This is a genomic window from Burkholderia sp. CCA53 (assembly GCF_001685525.1).
Lineage (GTDB): Bacteria > Pseudomonadota > Gammaproteobacteria > Burkholderiales > Burkholderiaceae > Burkholderia > Burkholderia multivorans.
Genome location: NZ_BDDJ01000003.1, coordinates 462,648 through 481,603 on the forward strand (window position 1 = coordinate 462,648; position 18,956 = coordinate 481,603).

An 18,956-nucleotide genomic window follows, 5' to 3' on the forward strand; every position below is an offset into this window, starting at 1 on the left:
GCACTCCAGTAATCGATCCGCCCGGCTCGGTTCGGCCGGTAAGTGACATTCAACTCATAACTGATAACTTTGTCAATCATGATGTTTGAGTCTATACTCGGGCTTCGATGCACGACCGTGATGCCATGCCGAATTCACCGAAGTCCCGCCTGGACAAGCGCCCTGCAGAGGGCACCTCCGACCTCGCCGCCCCGGAACGCGAGCCGCGCGGCGCCCGCCGCAAGCGCGAAACGCGGGCGCGGCTGCTGGAAGCCGCGCTCGGGCTGATGGCGGAAAAAGGGGCGGAAGGCGTGGCGATCAACGAGATCACCGAGGCGGCCGACGTCGGATTCGGCTCGTTCTACAACCACTTCGAATCGAAAGAAGCGATCTATGCAGCGCTCGTGGACTGGGTATTCGAGGAATTTGCCGATACGCTCGACCGCGCCGCAGCAGACCTGTCGGATCCCGCCGAAGTCATTTCGGTATCGGTTCGACACACGTTGCTGCGCGCGCGGCGCGAACCGGTCTGGGGGCAATTCCTGATCCGCGAGGGTTTATCCGCGCGCGCGTTGAGCCACGGGCTCGGACAGCGGCTGCTGCGCGACGTGCAGAAAGGCGCGTCCGCCGGACGGTTCGATGTCGCCGATCCGCTGATGTCCGTCCTTTCCGTCGGGGGCACGGTCCTCGCCGCGATTGCCGCGGACTTGCAATTCGCCATCCCGTCCAGCCCCATGACGCGTGGATTCGGAACACGCGGATTCGGCAACGAAGACTTTCCGGAGCGGGCCGCGACCGTCCTGCTGCAAGGGCTCGGGCTCTCGCGCGCCGACGCGGAAGAGATCGCGCACCGGCCGTTGCCGGCCGTCTCGACGGACGCGCATGCGCGTTGAGGCAACGTGCAGCGGACAACGCCGCGGTGACGCGCTCGCGTCGACACACCTTCTACGGCAGACCGCTGCGGCACCTGCGGCATAGGTGGAGCAAGGTTCCCGCAACGAAAAATTCAACGCTGCGTAACCCGCACCCCTATGCCCCGAGCCTGTCCTTCAGAAACTCGACGCACGCGCGCACCTTCGCGGACTGCGCGAGCCGCGCCGGATAGACGGCCCAGACGTTCGCGGGCTGCGTGACGCCCGGCAGCACACGCTGCAGCCGGCCCGCATCGAGCAGCGGCTGCACGTCCCACACCGAGCGCAGCACGATCCCGCGCCCGGCGAGCGCCCACTGCACGGCCACCTCGCCGTGATTGCTCGACAGCGGCCCCGTCACCTGCACGGACACCGTCTCGCCGCGCGCGTCGAGCCGCCACACGCCGAACGGATGGTCGCGCTCCTTGATCGCGAGACAGGCGTGCGACGCGAGATCGCCGACCTGCTTCGGCGCGCCATGCCGCGCCAGATAGTCGGGCGACGCGCACAGCACGCGATGGTTCGTCGCAAGCTGCTTCGCGATCAGATGGCCGGCGATCTCGTCGCCGATGCGAATGTCGACGTCGAAGCCCTCGGCCGCGACATCGACGATCCGGTCGAACAGTTCCAGCCGGACGTTGAGCTGCGGATGGCGGTCCGACAATTCCGCCAGCGCAGGTGCGACGACGTTGCGGCCGAAGCCGAAGCTGCTCGACACGCGCAACGTGCCGCGCGGCACGCGGCGCGTGCTCGACACATCCTCGACCAGATGCTCGACGTCGTCGAGGATCTTCTCGGCCCACGCGTAGACGCGCTCGCCGGCGTCCGTCACCGACACGCGTCGCGTCGAGCGATGCAGCAGGCGAATCCCGAGGCTCGTCTCGAGCATCCCGACGCGCTTGCTGACGTACGACGACGACATCGCGAGCGCGTCGGCCGCCGCGCTGAAGCTCGCCTTGCGCGCGACCATGCAGAACACGCGCAGGTCGCCGAGTTCGGGCATCGCGCTCGTCTCGTTCATCGCGCGCTTCCGTTCGGGGCGAACTGCAGATGGCGGTGCGTGCGCCGGCGTACGTCTTCGTCGCCGCCTTTCGGCGCGCGCGCGCGGGCCACATCGAACGCACTGGCGAGCACGCCGCCTTGCATGACCGCGTCCTGCCCACGGCTATCGGCGGCCGCGCATGCGAGACCCAGCGCCACCAGCGACAGCACCCGCTTCAACATGGGGTTCATCGTTTCATCGCGAAGTCGACGATCCGTGCGGATCAGTTCAGGCCGCGATCGGCCGCCTCGACGAGCTTGCGCTCCGCTTCGGTATCGAGCGAGCGGCACGCCCACAGATAGACGAGCGCGGCGACGGGCAGGCCAACCAGCATCGCGATATCGGTACCGCCGAGCGCACGTGCGACGGGGCCGCTGTACATCTCGGTCTTGAAGAACGGAATCATCGCGACGAAGCCGACCGCATACGCGGTAAGGCCGCGCCAGTTCCAGCGGCCGTAGATGCCGCGCGGATTGAAGATTTCGCGCACGGAGTAATGCGTATGTCGCACGAAGAAGAAGTCGACGAGGTTGATCGCGGTCCACGGCGTGAACAGATAACCGAGAATGCCGAGGAAGTCGCCGAACTTGCCCATGAAGTCGTCGGACGCCGCGAACGCGAGCGACGTCGCGACGACCGCAACGATCAGCAGGCTCACGACGCGCTTGCCCGCGCTCGACTTGAGCGGCCGAAACGAATCGGTGATGCTGAGCAGCGTGAGCGAAGCGCCGTAGAAATTCAGGCCCGTGATCGCGAGCAGCCCGAGCAGCGACAGCAGCAGCGTGACGGAGCCGAAACCGGGATGGATCGCGTCGCCCGCACGCTGCACGGCATCGGCAATCTCGATCTTCGAGTTCAGCGCGGCCGCGGCCGTACCGACCAGCATCATCCACGCGCCGCCGATCAGCGCGCCGGTGAAGGTCCACCAGAACGTTGCGCGCACACCGGTCTTGGGCGGCAGATAGCGCGAGTAGTCCGACACGTAGATCGACCACGACAGCTGGTAGGCCGCCGCCGCGAACAGCTGCACGAGGAACGGCGTCGCCTTGAAGGCCGCGAACGACAGCTGTTCGGCCGGGAACGGCACCTTCACGCAGATGCCGACGCTGAACACGCTCAATGCAACCAGCAGCGCGATCGCGAGCCAGCGCTGCGCCTTGTGAATCAGGTCGTAGCCGAAGATCGCGAGCGCCACCGCGATCGCGGTAAACACGATATAGCTGACGTGCGGCTCCGTGCCGAGCAAGTGATGCGCGGTCTGGCCGGCCATCAGCTGGTTGAACGAGTTGTAGCCGACATACGTGACGAGCGCGACGACCCATACCAGCAGCGCACCCATGTAGCCGAACTGCGGCCGCGACTGGATCATCTGCGGCAGCCCGAGCTGCGGGCCCTGGCTCGAATGGAACGCCATGAAGAACGTGCCGAGCAGATTGCCGATCAGCACCGCGATTGCGCTCCACAGCAGATTCCCGCCCATGCTCACGCCGATCGCACCGCACGCGATCGTCGCGAGATTCGCGTCGCCGGTAAACCAGACGGGCCACAAGTGCCAGGCCTTGCCGCGCCGCTCCGCGAGCGGCACATAGTCGATCGAACGCGCCTCGATGCGCGACTTGCCGCGACCTTCCATCGCGAGGCCGTCGGCCACTGCCTGCTGTCTCATGTCTCCTCCATTGCGTCTGTCGGCGGCGGTGGCGCGCGGCGCCGCTAGCCGATCGAGATCCGATCGCGCCGCGGCCGGCCACCGTACACCTGCGACGTTACCTTACAGTTAACGATGAACTCATGGTTAACAATGGTACGCACTTCTCCTCCGGCACCGTACTAGCGCAATCTCCTATTGACGCAAGGTCAAACCGACGTGCTCACGATGTTCGGCCCGCATCAGGCGAAATAAGCGCGTTAAAAGCCGCCAATCTCGGGATAACCCTGATCCAAAACCGGCTGCACATCTTCTATATTTCGTTAACCGTCAGTTTTATCGTAACCGTCAGTTAATCAAAGTACCGCACCGAGCACGACGCCATGACCTACCTGCCGATCGAATTCCACCAGAAAGCCAAGCTGCCGCAACTGCCGGCCGATTTCTGCTCGAACCCGGAACTCGCGTGGACGATTCCGAAAACCTATTACACGTCGCAGGAGGTCTTCAAGGTCGAGGAAGAGAAAATCTTCGCCGACACGTGGATCTGCGTCGCGCATCGCAGCGAACTGGCCGACGCGAACCAGTATGTAACGCGCGAAGTGATTGGCGAAAACGTGCTGATCGTGCGCGGCAAGGACAAGGTGCTGCGCGCGTTCTACAACGTCTGCCCGCACCGCGGGCATCAGCTGCTCGAAGGCAGCGGCAAGGCGAAGAACGTCATCACGTGCCCGTACCACGCGTGGACGTTCAAGCTCGACGGCGCGCTCGCGCACGCGAACAACTGCGATCACGTGATGGCGTTCGACAAGGAGAACGCGAGCCTCGTGCCGGTCAAGGTCGAGGAATACGCAGGCTTCGTGTTCATCAACCTGAACCCGAACGCCGGCACGGTCGAGGCGCAGCTGCCCGGCATGGAGGCGCGCCTGCGCGCCGCGTGCCCGGTGATCGACGACCTGAAGCTCGCCGCGCGGTTCGTCAGCGAGACACCCGCGAACTGGAAGTCGATCGTCGACAACTATCTCGAGTGCTACCACTGCGGCCCCGCGCACCCCGGCTTCTCCGACTCGGTGAAGATCGACCAGTACACGCACACGCTGCACGGCAACTGGACGCTGCAGTTCGGACACGCGGAATCGTCGGAGCGTTCGTTCAAGCTCGACCCGTCGATGAAGGACGCGAGCTTCCAGGGCTTCTGGGCGTGGCCGTGCACGATGTTCAACGTGCCGCCAGGCGCGGATTTCATGACGGTGATCTATGAATTCCCGGTCAACGCCGAAGTGACGCTGCAGCACTACGACATCTATTTCCTGAACGAAGAGCTGACCGACTATCAGAAGAACCTGATCGAGTGGTACCGCAACGTGTTCCGTCCGGAAGACCTGCGCCTCGTCGAGAGCGTGCAGAAGGGGCTGAAGTCGCGTGGCTATCGCGGCCAGGGCCGGATCATGGTCGACCAGCGACGCAGCGGCATCAGCGAACACGGCATCGCGCACTTCCATCATCTGCTCGCACAAAAGTATCAGGACTGACACCCCGCACCAGGACGACATAACATGACTGCCCTTCAATCACCGAGCCTGCTGCGCGAGCAGGCCTACATTGCCGGCGCGTGGCGCGGCGCCGACGACGGCGCGGTGCTCGACGTCACCAATCCGTCGACCGGCGAGCGGATCGCACGCGTGCCGAACATGGGCGCCGCCGAGGCGCGCGCCGCGATCGAGGCCGCGCATACGGCGTTCGCGACGTGGCGCAAGACCACCGCGAAGGAGCGCGCGCGCCTGCTGCGCAACTGGTTCGAGCTCATCATGGCGCGCCAGGAAGAGCTCGCGGCGCTGATGACGCGCGAGCAAGGCAAGCCGCTCGCCGAAGCGCGCGGCGAGATCGCCTATGCGGCGTCGTTCGTCGAATGGTTCGCCGAGCAGGCCAAGCGCATCGACGGCGACGTGATCCCGAGCCCGAACCCCGATCAGCGCCTCGTCGTGACGAAGGAACCGGTCGGCGTCTGCGCGGCGATCACGCCGTGGAATTTCCCCGCGGCGATGATCACGCGCAAGGCCGCCCCCGCGCTCGCGGCCGGCTGCACGATCGTGATCAAGCCCGCGAACGAGACGCCGCTGTCCGCGTTCGCGCTCGCGGCGCTCGCCGAGGAAGCCGGCATTCCGGCCGGCGTCGTCAACGTCGTGACCGGCAAGTCGCGTGAGATCGGCGCGGAAATGACCTCGAGCCCGCTCGTGAAGAAGCTGACCTTCACCGGTTCGACCGAAGTCGGCCGACTGCTGATGCGCCAGTGCTCGGATACCGTGAAGAAGATGTCGCTCGAGCTGGGCGGCAACGCGCCGTTCATCGTGTTCGACGATGCCGATCTCGAGCGCGCGGTCGAAGGCGCGCTGCTGTCGAAGTACCGCAACGCGGGCCAGACCTGCGTGTGCGCGAACCGCTTCTTCGTGCACGACGCCGTGTACGACGAATTCTGCCGCCGCTTCGCGGAGCGCGTCGCGGCATTCCATGTCGGCGACGGTTTCGATGCCGGCGTCAACATCGGCCCGCTGATCAACGAAGCCGCGCGCGACAAGGTCGACGGCCTCGTACGCGACGCGGTCGCGCAAGGTGCGCGCGTGCTGGTGGGCGGCGCACCGCACGCGCGCGGCGGCAACTTCTACGCGCCCACCGTGCTTGCGGACGCGAAGCCGGGGATGGCCGTGCTGAGCGAGGAAATCTTCGGACCTGTCGCGCCGATCGTGCGCTTCACGAGCGACGACGAAGTCGTGCGTCTCGCGAACGACTCGATCTACGGCCTCGCCGCGTACTTCTACAGCCGCGACATCGGCCGCGTGTGGCGCGTGGCCGAGCAGCTCGAATACGGGATCGTCGGCATCAACAGCGGGTTGATTTCGAACGAAGTGGCGCCGTTCGGCGGCGTCAAGCAATCGGGCATCGGACGCGAAGGCTCCAAGTACGGGATCGAGGATTTCCTGTCGATCAAATACCTGTGCATGGGCGGCGTGAGCGCCTGATCTCCGTGACGGGCGCGCGCTTCGGTCGCGCGCCTTTTTCTGCTGTACCGAATCCCTGCTTTACCCGCCGGCAAAGGAATGCCTGATGAACGCCCGTGAATCGATCTTCGTCGACGTTGTCGCCGTCGAAACCCTGACCCCGCTGATCAAGCGCTTCACGCTCGCGCTGCCCGACGGCGCGCCGTTGCCGCCGTTCAGCGGCGGCGCCCACGTGCTCGTGTCGATGCAAAACGGCGAGCGGTGGCACCACAACGCGTACTCGCTGCTGAGCTCGCCGCACGACACGCGCCAATACCAGATCGCGGTGCGACGCGAGGAAGCGTCGCGCGGCGGTTCGGCGTTCATGCACGAGCAGGTCGCGCCCGGCACGCGGCTCGCGATCGGCGCGCCCGCGAACCTGTTCGAACTCGAACGCGGCGCGCGCCGCCACGTGTTCATCGCCGGCGGCATCGGCATCACGCCGTTCCTCGCGCAACTCGCCGAGCATGCGCCCGGCGGCGATGTCGAGCTCGAACTGCACTACGCGTACCGCAGCCCCGAACACGGTGCGTTCGTCGACGAGCTGAAGGCCGGCCCGCATGCGGCGAACGTGCATACCTACGTCGACAGCCTCGGCCAGCGCCTCGATCTGATGCGCCTGTTCAAGACGCTGCCCGCCGACGCGCACGTCTACGTGTGCGGACCGCAAGGCCTGAACGACGCCGTCTATGCGAATGCCGCGCTGCTCGGCTGGCCGAAGTCGCAGCTCCATGCCGAACAGTTCGCCGCGACCGATACGGCCGGCCAGGCCTTCACCGTCGTGCTCGCGCGCTCGGGCATCGAGCTCGAGGTGCCCGAGGACACGACGATCCTGCAGGCGATCGAGCGCGCCGGCGTAACGATCGACTCGCTGTGCCGCGAAGGCGTGTGCGGTACCTGCGAGGTCGCGATCCTCGAAGGCGAGGCCGATCACCGCGACCAGTATCTCGACGACGACGAAAAGGCCGCGCAGAAGACGATCCTGCTGTGCGTCTCGCGTGCGCGCACGCCGCGCCTCGTGATCGACCTGTAAATTTTCCCGCGCGCCGTATCCGGTAAACTACGCCGGATACAGGAACCCCGGCGCGCCGTTCCTTTTCGACGCGGCGGCATCGCCCGCGGCCCGCCCCTCGCGCGCCGCGGCCGATGCCGCCTTGTCGCCTGGCCGCGCGCCGCCGTCAGAAAGAGGAATGGATGTCCGAGGATACGTTCGCGTTCCGTCTCAAGGTGCTCCTCGAGCACAAGAAGCTGAGCCTGCAGCAGGTGGCCGACGCGGTCGGCATTTCGCGGCCGGCCGTACACAAGTGGACGCGCGGCGGCGAGATCGACTATTCCAACCTGCGCAAGCTCGCCGCGTTCCTCGACGTCAATTGGGTCTGGCTGCGCTACGGCGACGACGCGGTGAAGGATCTCGGCATCGGCGCGCAGCCCGAACTGCCGATGACCGACCTGCGCCGCCGCTATACCGCCGAAATCGTGTCGAGCGAAGCGCGCATGAAGCACGCGCAGGAAGCGGCCGGCATCGTCACCTGGGAATGGAATCTCGTGTCCGACGAGCTGATCTATTCCGACAACTGCGCGAAGCTGTACGGCCGCGAAATCCATAGCAACGAGGAGTTCTGGGACATCCTGCATCCCGACGAGCGCAGCTGGCTCAACAGCCGCGCGCTGCGGGAAGCGATCGACGCGCGCAAGCCGTACGTGTGGGAGTTCCGGATCGTGCTGCCGGACGGCACCGTGCGCTGGATCGAATCGCGCACCGCGACGCTCGTCGACGATGCGGGCCGGCCGACGCGGATGGTCGGCACGACGATCGACATCAGCGTGCGCAAGTCGCTGGAACAGCAGCTGCGTGCGCAGATCGCGCTGCTCGCCGACGCCGAGCGCCTGGCCGGGCGCGGGGCGTGGCAATGGCGGCAGGCACCGGATGAAGTGATGGTCTCGGACGAATGGTGCCGGCTGTTCGGCGTCGAGCGTGACGATGCGCCGCATCGTCATGCGCAAGTGCAGGCACGCGTGCATCCGGACGATCGCGCCGCGCGCGATGCCGCACTGCAGGAAGCGATGGCGAAGCACGGCGACTATCGCGCGTTGTATCGCGCACTGCTGCCCGACGGCACCGTGCGGCTGATGCTCGAGCAGGGCCACGCGCGGCCCGACGACGAAGGCGACGGCGTGCGGGTGACGGCCATGTGCCGCGCAGCGGAACCCGCCGACGCGATGGCTTTCGCCGCGCAACCGGCCGCGGCGACCACGCCGCACTGACGTCCGTCTGCCTGCGCATCGCGCGTCGCGTACGGCCAGCGTCAGAGTGCGGCCGCGACCGCCTTGCCGAGCGCCGTCGTATCGGCCGTGCCGCCCATGTCGGGCGTGCGCGGCCCGCTCACGAGCACCGTCTCGATCGCGCGCATGATGGCGTCGTGCGCGTCCTTGAAGCGTGCGTCGCCATCGCCGAGGAAATCCAGCATCATCGCGCCGGACCAGATCATCGCGATCGGGTTGGCGATGTTCTTGCCGAAGATGTCCGGTGCCGAGCCGTGCACGGGCTCGAACAGCGACGGGAAGATGCGCTCCGGATTCAGGTTCGCCGATGCGGCAAGACCGATCGTGCCCGTGCACGCAGGACCGAGATCCGACAGGATGTCGCCGAACAGGTTCGAGGCGACGACCACGTCGAAGCGATCCGGCTGCAGCACGAAGCGCGCCGACAGAATGTCGATGTGCTGCTTGTCCCACGCGATGTCCGGATAGCCGGCCGCGATCGCGGCGACGCGCTCGTCCCAGTACGGCATGCTGACCGCGATGCCGTTCGACTTGGTCGCCGCCGTGAGCTTCTTGCGCGCACGCGTATTCGCCAGCTCGAACGCGTACTTGAGGATGCGGTCGACGCCGTGACGCGTGAACACCGACTCCTGCAGCACGAATTCACGATCGGTGCCTTCGAACATCCTGCCACCGACCGACGTGTATTCGCCTTCGGTGTTCTCGCGCACCACATAGAAATCGATGTCGCCGGGCTTGCGATTCGCGAGCGGGCACGGCACGCCGGGCAGCAGGCGCACGGGACGCAGGTTCACGTACTGGTCGAATTCGCGGCGGAACTTCAGCAGCGAACCCCACAGCGAAATATGGTCGGGCACCTTGTCGGGCCAGCCGACTGCGCCGAAGTAGATCGCATCGTAGCCGCGCAGCGTTTCGAACCAGTCGTCCGGCATCATCTTGCCGTGCTGCAGGTAGTAGTCGCAGCTTGCCCACTCGAAATGCGTGAACTCGAGGTTCAGGCCGAACTTCGCGCATGCCGCTTGCAACACGCGCACGCCTTCGGGCATCACTTCCTGGCCGATGCCGTCGCCGGCGATCGCGGCGATCTTGAATGTCTGGGTCATTTCCGGTTCTCCCTGTGTGTCGTCGGTACGTCTTGCGTCTGCTTCGATGCGCCGGTGTGCGGCGCTCGGTCGGCGTGCGCGCGACATGCGCGGGTGCACGCAACGCATGGACGACAGGATGCCGGAAAGCGCGGCGCGGATAATCCGCTCAACCGGGGATTCGTCTTGCACGAATCGTGGATAATCGCGGGGCGGCGAGCATCCCGCTCGCAGGAAGCGTTGCCGACCTTGGCGATCCGGTTGAAAACGCGCGCCTCGTCGGGCTCGTCGGGGGTGTCGAGCCGTTGCCGCTTTCCGTTGCGCGTGTCGGCATCGATTTGTCCGATCCACGGTCTGCGCGGGCAATCGATGACTACGCGGTCGATCTTCAAACCGGTCGATCGCCGTCAGTTGCACAACGCAGGTCCGCCCATCATCGCGCCGGCGTGCGCACTTCCCCATCCACCCTCAACGTGCGCGCCCCTCGCGCGACGTCGTATTCGACCGTTTGCGCGGGCGTCACGGCCCCGTACGAAATGCCGTTCACGTACACCGTGCCCTGCTTCAATTCGATCTTGTCCCCGTCGACCGTCGCCGTTCCCCGCTCGCCCTTCAGCACGGCGCCGGCGCATCCCTGCGTCGAAAAGCTGCGAACCGTCGAGTCGGCGATCATCGACGCGCCCTGTCGATCCGGCAACATCGGCTGCATACCCGGCGGCGCAGCGTTCGCCGCACGACATGGCGACGCGTCCCCGCCGCCCGCGCCATACGCAGCGCCGCAGACGATGGCGCATCCGACACACAGCATGGCCGCCGATGACTGCAGTCCGTTCATGCCACCCTCCATTGCGTGCCCATCGATTCTTCGGATCCAAGCGCGATAGATCCTGAGCGCAAGTGTGCCTCGAATCGCGTCGAAGCGCTTTAAGTAGACACACTCACACAACAACGTTGCCAGGACGCACCACCGATTCTCACAGCGGCCATTCGACGCTTTTTTCAAGAAAAGGGGCGCAACCGGGCTTGCCGAGTTCGCGGCCATGCTCCCGATCAAAGGCTGCGCTATGGCCGCGCACGAATGACGGACGTCGCCCCCCTGCCCGGCTCGGCGTGAATGACGCATGGCGCGGCACCGACATCGGACGTTAACTGACGACGCACGCGATGCGCTTCATCGACGCCATGCATCGTCGCAAACGTGATTTTGGAATGCGAATCGATGGACTGGTCTCATGGTCGCGTGAGCTCGTTCGACGGTTGTGGAGGTAACGTCTTTCGCATCGCTGCCAGCAAGGCGCTGCACGGCCCCGCGAATATTTTTCGGTGACAATGGTCGGCGTATCAAAATCCGTCGTCCAATGACGACCCGTTTGGAATTGATGCGGAAGCGCCATGAAAGTAGAAAACTCGGAACTCGAAGCGTTTGTCGCCGTCGCGGAACTGGGGACGTTCCATCGTGCGGCAGAGAAGCTGCACCTCACGCAGCCGGGGCTTTCCCGTCGCATCCAGAAACTCGAGCAGGCGCTCGGCGTCGAGTTGTTCCAGCGCACGACGCGCAGCGTGACGCTCACCGGCGTGGGCCGCCAGTTCCTGCCGATGGCGCGCGAGCAGATCGCGCAGCTCGGGATGATGCTGTCGTCGATCCAGGAAATCGCGGAGAAGCGCTACGGCAAGGTGCGCGTCTCGAGCATTCCGACCGTCGTCGCGCAGCTGCTGCCGAAGGTGCTGCTTCAGTATGCAGAGAAATATCCGCTGATCGGCGTGCAGATCCTCGACGGCAATCACGACTTCGTGCTGTCGCAGGTGCGCGCGGGCATCGCGGAGTTTGGTGTGAGCCTGCATCCCGGCGACGACGAGGATCTGCTGTTCGAGCCGCTGTTTCCCGATCGCTACGTGCTGGCCGTGCATCGCGACGACCCGCTCGCACAGCTCGAGGGCGTGACGCTCGCCGAGCTGCGCCACGCGCGCCTCGTAATCGGCGGGCGCGACAGCGGCAACCGGCTGCTGCTCGAAATGCTAATGGGACAGGAAGCCGTGCGCCTGCGCTGGTTCTACGAAGTCGAGCACATCTCGTGCGTCGCGGCACTCGTCGCGGCCGGTGTGGGCTGCGCGATCCTGCCGCGCAGCGCGGTCGACGGCATCGGCATGCTCGCGTCGCCCGACGTGCGTGCGGTGCCGATCACGAGCCCCGTCATCTCGCGCACGGTCGGCATCGTCCGGCATCGCGCGGTGTCGATGTCGAGCATGGCGAGCGACCTGTGCGCGCTGGTCAAGGCCGCCGCCGCGCGGGAATAAGTTGCGCATGCCGGTTTGATAGCGTTCGCGCATGAATCGCGAGCAGACTCGCATTGGACGGCCGGAAATTGGCCGCGGACGATAAGTGGCAGACAGTACCGGCCCACCCCACGGCCCGGCTGCAGCAAGGAGCCACCATGCATTTCGACGTCATCCTGCGCCACGGCGAACTGATCGACGGCACCGGCGCCGCCCGCTTCAGCGCCGACATCGGCGTGAGCGGCGCGCACATCGCCGCGATCGGCGACCTGTCGCACGCGTCGGCCGATCAGGTCATCGACGTCTCGGGCCGCATCGTCGCGCCCGGTTTCATCGACAGCCACACGCACGACGACGCGTTCGTGCTGACCGATCCCGATGTCGAGCCGAAGGTCGCGCAAGGCGTGACGACCGTCGTCGCCGGCAACTGCGGGATCAGCCTCGCGCCGCTGCTGGCCGAGCACGAGGTGCCGCAGCCGCTCGACCTGCTCGGCGCATGGCAGCGGTTCCGCTTTCCGAGCTTCGCCGCCTATCTCGACGCGCTCGACGCGACGCCTGCCGCGGTCAACACGGCCGCGCTGGTCGGCCACTCGACCTTGCGCGTGCGTCACGTCGCCGATCTGCAGCGCGAAGCCAATACGGCGGAGATCGCCGCGATGCGCGCCGACGTGCGCGAGGCAATGGCCGCAGGCGCGTTCGGCGTGTCGTCGGGCACGTTCTACCCGCCCGCCGCCGCCGCGACGCAGGCCGAGCTGATCGACGTGTGCGCGCCGCTGCGCGACACCGGCGGCGTATTCGCGACGCACCTGCGCGACGAGACCGCGCAGATCCTCGCATCGCTCGACGAGGCCTTCGCGATCGGCCGCGCGCTCGGCGTGCGTGTCGTGCTGTCGCATCACAAGGTCGCCGGCAAGGAAAACCACGGGCGCTCGGTCGAGACGCTCGCGCGCATCGACGCGCAACGCGCGCTGCAGCCGCTGTGCCTCGACTGCCATCCGTACACGGCCACGTCGACGATGCTGCGTGCGGATCGCATCCGCCAGTCGTCGCGCGTGATGCTCGCATGGTCGAAGCCGCATCCGGAACTGGCCGGCCGCGATTTCCATGAACTGCTGCCGCTGTTCGGCGATTCGGTCGACGCGGCGATCGACGCGCTGCGCCCGGCCGGCGCGATCTACTTCGTGATGGACGAAGGCGACGTCGAGCGCATCTTCCGGCACGACCTGACGATGGTCGGCTCGGACGGCCTGCCGAACGACACGCGTCCGCATCCGCGCCTGTGGGGCACCTTCCCGCGCGTGCTCGGCGAATTCTCGCGGCGGCGCGGACTCTTTCCGCTGGAGACGGCGGTGCACAAGATGACGGGGCTCACGGCCACGCAGTTCGGTCTTGCCGGGCGCGGCGAGCTGAAGGTCGGTCATTGCGCCGACCTCGTCGTGTTCGATCCCGAACGCGTGCTGGATCGCGCGACCTTCGAGCATCCGACGCTGCGCCCGGAAGGCATCGACCATGTTTTCGTCAACGGCCGCGCGGTGCTCGCGCACGGGCAGCACACCGGCGCACGCCCGGGCCGCGCGCTGCGCCGTCAGGCCGCCACGCCGATTCGCCACAACGACCGCCTCGCGGGGAACTGATCATGGCAAGCACCAACGACACGGCACGGATGCACGACATGCCATCCGAACGCGATGCCGGCACCGCCGCCGATATCGACGCCCTTTACGGCAAGCTCACGCGACGCATCATTCCGCTGATTCTCGTGTGCTACTTCTTCGGCTATCTCGACCGCGTCAACGTCGGCTTCGCGAAGCTGCAGATGGCGGCCGACCTGCACCTGTCCGAAGCCGCATACGGCGTCGGCGCCGGGCTGTTCTTCGTCGGCTATCTGCTGCTGCAGGTGCCGGCCGGCTGGCTCGTGCAGCGCATCGGCGTGAAGAAATGCATCGCCGGTTCGATGCTCGCGTGGGGCGTCGTGTCGATCGGCACGCTCGCGACGACCGGCCAGACCAGCTTCTACGTGCTGCGCTTCCTGCTCGGCGTGACCGAAGCGAGCTTCTTCCCGGCGGTGATCGCCTATTTCAGCGTGTGGTTTCCGTCGCGACGCCTGTCGCGCGTGATGGCGCTGCTGTTTCTCGCGATGCCGCTCGGCGTCGTGATCGGCGGCCCGCTGTCGGGCTGGATCATGGACGCGACGCACGGCGGCTTCGGGCTGCGCGGCTGGCAATGGATGTTCCTGCTCGAAGGCCTGCCGGCCGTGCTGCTCGGCCTCTATCTGCTCGCGTCGGTCACCGAGCGCATCGATGACGCGCGCTGGCTGACCGACGCCGAGAAGCGGATGATCCACGCGGAGATGGCGCAGGAAACCGAAGGCAAGCGCGCCCACCTCGGCGCCGCGCTGCGCGAGCCGACGCTGTGGCTACTGTTCGCGACGTCGTTCCTCTACAACGTCGGCAACTACGGGCTGATTTTCTGGATGCCGACGATGATCAAGGCGCTCGGCTCGCTCAGCAACTTCGCGGTCGGCGTCGTCAGCGCGGTCCCGTATCTCGTCGCCTCGGTCGCGATGGTGCTCAACGCGCAGCACTCGGTGCGCACCGGCGAGCGTCGCTGGCACACCGCCGCGCCTGTCATCGTCGGCGGCGTCGCGCTGCTCGCGAGCGTCGGCATGCGTGCGCACCCGCTGCTCGCGGTCGTGTGCCTGACCGTCGGCGTGGCCGGCATCATGAGCACGCTCGCGATGTTCTGGAGCCTGCCGTCGCGCATCCTCGCCGGCGAGGCCGCCGCGGGCGGCGCGGGGCTCGTCAACATCGGCGCGGCCGTGGCAGGCTTCGTCGGGCCGTCGATCATGGGCTATCTGAAGGCGATGACGGGCAGCACCGAGATCGGTGTCGCGCTGCTCGCGCTCACGCTGTTCGGTGCGGCTGCGCTGATCCTGTCGATCCCGCGCCGCTTCATCGGCCGCGCCTGATCATGCCGACCGATACGATCGACATGCGCGACGCACACGGCATCGCGCGCGCGGTTCGCGCGGGCCGGCTGAGCGCCGTCGAGGTCGCGCGGCAGGCGCTCGACGACATCGGCGCGCGCCATGCGCAGTTCAACGCGATCAGCACGTGCTTCGATACCCGTGCGCTCGAGGCGGCGGCGCGCATCGACGCGTGCGTGCGCGCCGGCCGCGACGCCGGGCCGCTCGCCGGTGTGCCGTTCGTCGTGAAGAGCAATTTCGACGTCGCCGGCTATGCGACCGTCGCAGGTTCGCCGACCCGGCTTCGCGCGCCTGCGGCGCGCTGCGACGCGTCCATGGTCGATCGCCTCGTGCAGGCCGGCGCGGTGCCGGTCGCCGCAACGCATATGGACGAATTCGCGTGCGGCGCGACCGGCGTCAATCCGCATTTCGGTGCGGTGCGCCTGCCGGCCGACGCTTCACGCATGACCGGCGGCTCGTCGAGCGGATCGGCGGCCGCAGTGGCTGCCGGCCACGTGCCGCTCGCGCTCGGCAGCGACACGAACGGCTCGATTCGCGCACCCGCTGCACTGTGCGGCGTATGGGCGATCAAGCCGACGCACGGGCGGCTGTCGATGGACGGTTGCGTGCCGTATGCGTCTTCGCTCGACGCGGCCGGCGGGTTCGCGGCGAACCTCGACGATCTTTGCGCGCTTTACGACGCGTTGTCCTGTACGAGCCGCGACGACGCACCGATCGGCCACGCGCCGCTGCGCGTCGGCGTGCTCACCGGGGAATTCGAACGCCGGGCGGATGCGCAGGTGCGCCGTGCGGTCGAGCGAGCGACCGCGTGCTTCGCGCAACACGACCATGTGCAGGCCGTGCCGATCGATGAATCGGTGCTCGAGCCGATCCGCGCGAGTGCGCGCCTCGTGTCGAACTTCGAGGTCGCGCGCCGTCATCGCGCGCTGCTCGATGCCGACGCGTCGCGCGTGTCCGCGCATCTGCGCGAGCGTATTCGCACCGGGCTCGCCATCGGCGATGCCGCGTACGCCGACGCGCTCGCCCATCGCGCCGAGTGGCAGGCACGCCTGGCTGCACTGTTCGAACGCTTCGACATCCTGATCGCGCCGGCAACGCCGTATGTCGCGCCGCGCTTCTCCGATGCAACGGTCGACGTCAACGGCGAGGCGCTCGATCCGAAGACGACGCTCGGCATGTTCACGCAACCGATCTCGTTTGCCGGGCTGCCCGTGGTCAGCGCGCCGTGCCACGCGAAGGGCGAGCTGCCGGCGGGCGTGCAGTTGATTGGCCGGCCCGGCGACGAGCGGCGATGCCTGGACGCCGCGCGGCGGCTCGTCGGTCCGAACCGGTGAGGTGCGGCGGTTTCCTGCCGTGCGCGTAACGTGTCAGTCGCGCGTGCCCGCCGGCTCCGGCGCGCGGTAGTTCAACCGCTCGGACAGTTCGCCGGCGGCCTTCAGCACCTTGCCGACGAGCCCTTGGTCGAGCATCGACTTCTCGAGGAAAGGCCGCGCGACCGTCAGCGTGACCGCCGCGACGATCAACCCGCTTCCGTCGCGCACGGGCGCGCTGACCACCGAAATGCCGGGCTCGAACGACGACTCGCTCAGCGCATAGCCTTCCGCCGCATATTTCTGCGCACGCGCATGGACTTCGGCGGCCGTGCGCGGCGTATGCGGCGTGTAGGTCGGCAGCATCGGTTCGGGAAATAGCGCTTCGAGCTCCGCCAGATCGAGATCGCCGAGCAGCACATGGCCGTGTACCGACGCATGCGCGGGAATCCGCGTGCCGATATTGACCTTGATCGCGCTCATCACGGAATCGTGCGTCCACGCCTTGGCGACGAACACGACGTCGCGTCCGTCGCGCACGACCAGATGACTCGCGAAACCGGTCTCGTCGCGCAGCCGCTCGATCACCGGCGTGCCGATATCGGTCAGCGCGAGCGAACTCAGATAGTCGAAGCCGAGCTTCATCACGCGCGCGCCGAGCCGGTAGTCGCGGTCGCGATTCGCGCGTTCGAGGTACCCGAGCGTATGCAGCGTCTGCACGAGACGCAGCGCGGTCGTACGCGGCAGGCCGAGGCGCTGCGCGATCACGTTGGGCGTCAGCACCGGCTCGCGCGCATTGAATAGTTCGAGCACCCTGAGGCCGCGCTCCAGCGCGGGTACCAGGTAAGTCTCGTCGTCGGCAGGCGTGCCGGTCGTATCGGGTGTATCTGGATTCATCGTGGGCTGGCGTGTCAGTCTTGCACGGTCGACTTCAGCGGTTCGGGCGAGCGGCCGCCGCGTTCGGGCGGATCGAGGTCGATGCGTTTGACCTCGCCGAGCAGGAACGTGTAGCACAGCGCGCCGATCACCGCGAACACGCTGATCAACCCGAGCGCCCACCCGAACGAACCCGTCTCGCGGACGATGAAGCCGATGGCGATCGGCGTAACGATACCAGACAGGTTGCCGACGAAGTTGACCGCGCCGCCCGTGATGCCGAGCATGCTGCGCGGCGCGATGTCGCCGATCAGCGACCACGACGCGGACGCGACGCCCTGCGCGAAAAACGCGAACGACATGATCGCGATCACGATCCAGTTCGTGTCGGTCAGCACCGTCAGCGTCATCGTCGGCACCAGCAGCAGGCCCGTGATGATCGGCGTCTTGCGCGCGGTGCCGACGCTCGCGCCGCGTCGCAGCAGCCAGTCCGATAGCGCACCACCGGCGAGTACGCCGATCGACGCGGCCACGAACGGCACCGAGGCGACGCCGCCTGCCTTGAGCACCGTCATGTGCCGCTCGCTGATCAGGTAGCTCGGGAACCAGGTGAGGAAAAAGTACAGCGACGACAGCGAGGCGAACTTGCCCGCACAGATCGCGACGATCTGCCGGTTGCTGAACACGATCGCGAGCTTGCGCCACGGAAACGGTTCGCCGCGCGCGGGCTTGCCGGTCTCGACGACGGCGCCGCCGCGTCGGATGTGATCGAGCTCGGCCTGGTTCACCCATCGGCATTGCTCGGGATCGCGGTACAGCAGATACCAGATGCCGGCCCACACGATGCCGACGAGGCCCGTCGCGAAGAAGATCGCGCGCCAGCCGAACGTGCCGGCGATCCAGAACAGCACCGGTGTCAGCGCCGCCATGCCGATGTACTGGCCGACCAGATAGACGCTCGTCGCGCTGCCGCGTTCGCGCTGCGCAAACCAGATCGACACCACGCGGTTGTTGATCGGGAAGGTCGGCGCCTCGGCGACGCCGACGCCGAGCCGCAGCCCGAACAGCGTCGCGAAGCGGCCGGCGAAGCCCTGCAGGAACGTGAAGCTTGACCAGATCAGCAGCGCCAGCGCATACATCGCGCGCGAGCCGAAGCGATCGACGACCCAGCCGCCCGGCAGGTTCGCCAGCACGTACGTCCACGAATACGCGGAGAACAGCACGCCGATCGCCACCGGGTCGAGCCCGAACTCGTGCTTGAGCAGCGGCGCGGCGACCGACAGGTTCGCGCGGTCGACATAGTTGACGACGGTGCCGACGAACACGAGAAACAGCATCAGGAAGCGGACGCGCGTGGGTTTCCGGGCAGCGGTATCGGGCATTCGGTCGTCTCTCGTCGGTGTCGTCGGTTTGGCCCTTGAATGACCATACATGGACATTTCGACCATCGGAGCCGCGATCATCGCGTGGTCAAAAATGCCGGTCAAGCAGCGCTTGATTATTTTTCCGCTTGCACGGCGTCGAGCGGCAGTC

17 protein-coding genes are annotated in these 18,956 nt (G+C 66.8%); 9 read left to right on the top strand and 8 right to left on the bottom strand.

What is annotated here, in order from left to right:
- The first annotated feature begins 125 nt into the window (after nt 1-125).
- Nucleotides 126-872 carry a TetR/AcrR family transcriptional regulator gene (locus BCR55_RS28725; protein WP_006405359.1) on the top strand — a complete coding sequence of 249 codons (747 nt, stop codon included), beginning with the start codon at nt 126-128 and terminating at the stop codon, nt 870-872.
- Between the two features lie 136 nt (nt 873-1,008).
- On the opposite strand, the gene BCR55_RS28730 is transcribed toward BCR55_RS28725, so the two are convergent.
- From BCR55_RS28730 to BCR55_RS28740, 3 genes are read right to left on the bottom strand one after another with little or no spacing between them, the layout of a single operon-like run.
- The gene (locus BCR55_RS28730; protein ID WP_012218345.1) at nt 1,009-1,911 is read right to left on the bottom strand and encodes a LysR substrate-binding domain-containing protein; all 903 of its coding nucleotides are present in this window, start codon (nt 1,909-1,911) and stop codon (nt 1,009-1,011) included.
- Nucleotides 1,908-2,114: a hypothetical protein gene (locus BCR55_RS28735; protein WP_065497120.1), complete on the bottom strand. Its 207-nt coding sequence runs from the start codon at nt 2,112-2,114 to the stop codon at nt 1,908-1,910. Before BCR55_RS28735 ends, BCR55_RS28730 begins: the two co-directional genes overlap by 4 nt.
- Before the next feature lie 41 nt (nt 2,115-2,155).
- Nucleotides 2,156-3,598, bottom strand: a complete 1,443-nt coding sequence (locus BCR55_RS28740) for a cytosine permease (RefSeq protein WP_065497123.1) — start codon at nt 3,596-3,598, stop codon at nt 2,156-2,158.
- A 362-nt stretch (nt 3,599-3,960) separates the two neighbouring features.
- Here BCR55_RS28740 and BCR55_RS28745 point away from each other — a divergent pair, with 362 nt between their 5' ends.
- From BCR55_RS28745 to BCR55_RS28760, 4 genes are all read left to right on the top strand, one after another.
- A complete protein-coding gene (locus tag BCR55_RS28745) occupies nt 3,961-5,109 on the top strand; it encodes a Rieske 2Fe-2S domain-containing protein (RefSeq protein WP_065497125.1) in 1,149 nt (382 codons plus the stop codon).
- Nucleotides 5,110-5,133: 24 nt separating this feature from the next.
- The gene (locus BCR55_RS28750; RefSeq protein WP_065497128.1) at nt 5,134-6,594 is read left to right on the top strand and encodes an NAD-dependent succinate-semialdehyde dehydrogenase; all 1,461 of its coding nucleotides are present in this window, start codon (nt 5,134-5,136) and stop codon (nt 6,592-6,594) included.
- Between the two features lie 85 nt (nt 6,595-6,679).
- Nucleotides 6,680-7,645, top strand: a complete 966-nt coding sequence (locus BCR55_RS28755; protein ID WP_065497132.1) for a PDR/VanB family oxidoreductase — start codon at nt 6,680-6,682, stop codon at nt 7,643-7,645.
- 161 nt (nt 7,646-7,806) lie between these two features.
- Complete coding sequence (locus BCR55_RS28760; RefSeq protein ID WP_065497226.1) at nt 7,807-8,877, top strand: PAS domain-containing protein; 1,071 nt, start codon at nt 7,807-7,809, stop codon at nt 8,875-8,877.
- Between the two features lie 41 nt (nt 8,878-8,918).
- On the opposite strand, the gene BCR55_RS28765 is transcribed toward BCR55_RS28760, so the two are convergent.
- From BCR55_RS28765 to BCR55_RS28770, 3 genes are read right to left on the bottom strand one after another with little or no spacing between them, the layout of a single operon-like run.
- Nucleotides 8,919-9,998: a tartrate dehydrogenase gene (locus tag BCR55_RS28765; RefSeq protein ID WP_035946844.1), complete on the bottom strand. Its 1,080-nt coding sequence runs from the start codon at nt 9,996-9,998 to the stop codon at nt 8,919-8,921.
- Complete coding sequence (locus BCR55_RS32870) at nt 9,995-10,369, bottom strand: hypothetical protein (protein WP_139094101.1); 375 nt, start codon at nt 10,367-10,369, stop codon at nt 9,995-9,997. The genes BCR55_RS28765 and BCR55_RS32870 overlap by 4 nt, the downstream gene beginning before the upstream one ends.
- 41 nt (nt 10,370-10,410) lie before the next feature.
- Nucleotides 10,411-10,812, bottom strand: coding sequence for a sugar ABC transporter ATPase (locus tag BCR55_RS28770; RefSeq protein ID WP_065497134.1), 402 nt, complete (start codon nt 10,810-10,812; stop codon nt 10,411-10,413).
- A 557-nt stretch (nt 10,813-11,369) separates the two neighbouring features.
- Between BCR55_RS28770 and BCR55_RS28775 the strand changes: the two genes are divergently transcribed.
- From BCR55_RS28775 to BCR55_RS28790, 4 genes are all read left to right on the top strand, one after another.
- Nucleotides 11,370-12,272 carry a LysR family transcriptional regulator gene (locus BCR55_RS28775; RefSeq protein WP_006410195.1) on the top strand — a complete coding sequence of 301 codons (903 nt, stop codon included), beginning with the start codon at nt 11,370-11,372 and terminating at the stop codon, nt 12,270-12,272.
- 137 nt (nt 12,273-12,409) lie between these two features.
- Nucleotides 12,410-13,885, top strand: coding sequence for an amidohydrolase family protein (locus BCR55_RS28780; protein WP_006405373.1), 1,476 nt, complete (start codon nt 12,410-12,412; stop codon nt 13,883-13,885).
- 2 nt (nt 13,886-13,887) lie between these two features.
- Nucleotides 13,888-15,219: an MFS transporter gene (locus BCR55_RS28785; RefSeq protein ID WP_012218357.1), complete on the top strand. Its 1,332-nt coding sequence runs from the start codon at nt 13,888-13,890 to the stop codon at nt 15,217-15,219.
- Between the two features lie 2 nt (nt 15,220-15,221).
- Nucleotides 15,222-16,571, top strand: coding sequence for an amidase family protein (locus BCR55_RS28790; protein WP_065497136.1), 1,350 nt, complete (start codon nt 15,222-15,224; stop codon nt 16,569-16,571).
- A 33-nt stretch (nt 16,572-16,604) separates the two neighbouring features.
- On the opposite strand, the gene BCR55_RS28795 is transcribed toward BCR55_RS28790, so the two are convergent.
- Together BCR55_RS28795 and BCR55_RS28800 are read right to left on the bottom strand one after the other, a co-directional pair.
- Entirely contained in the window at nt 16,605-17,444 is an 840-nt protein-coding gene (locus BCR55_RS28795) for an IclR family transcriptional regulator (RefSeq protein WP_065497140.1), read from the bottom strand.
- A 14-nt stretch (nt 17,445-17,458) separates the two neighbouring features.
- Nucleotides 17,459-18,805, bottom strand: coding sequence for an MFS transporter (locus BCR55_RS28800; RefSeq protein ID WP_006410172.1), 1,347 nt, complete (start codon nt 18,803-18,805; stop codon nt 17,459-17,461).
- Nucleotides 18,806-18,956: the final 151 nt, after the last annotated feature.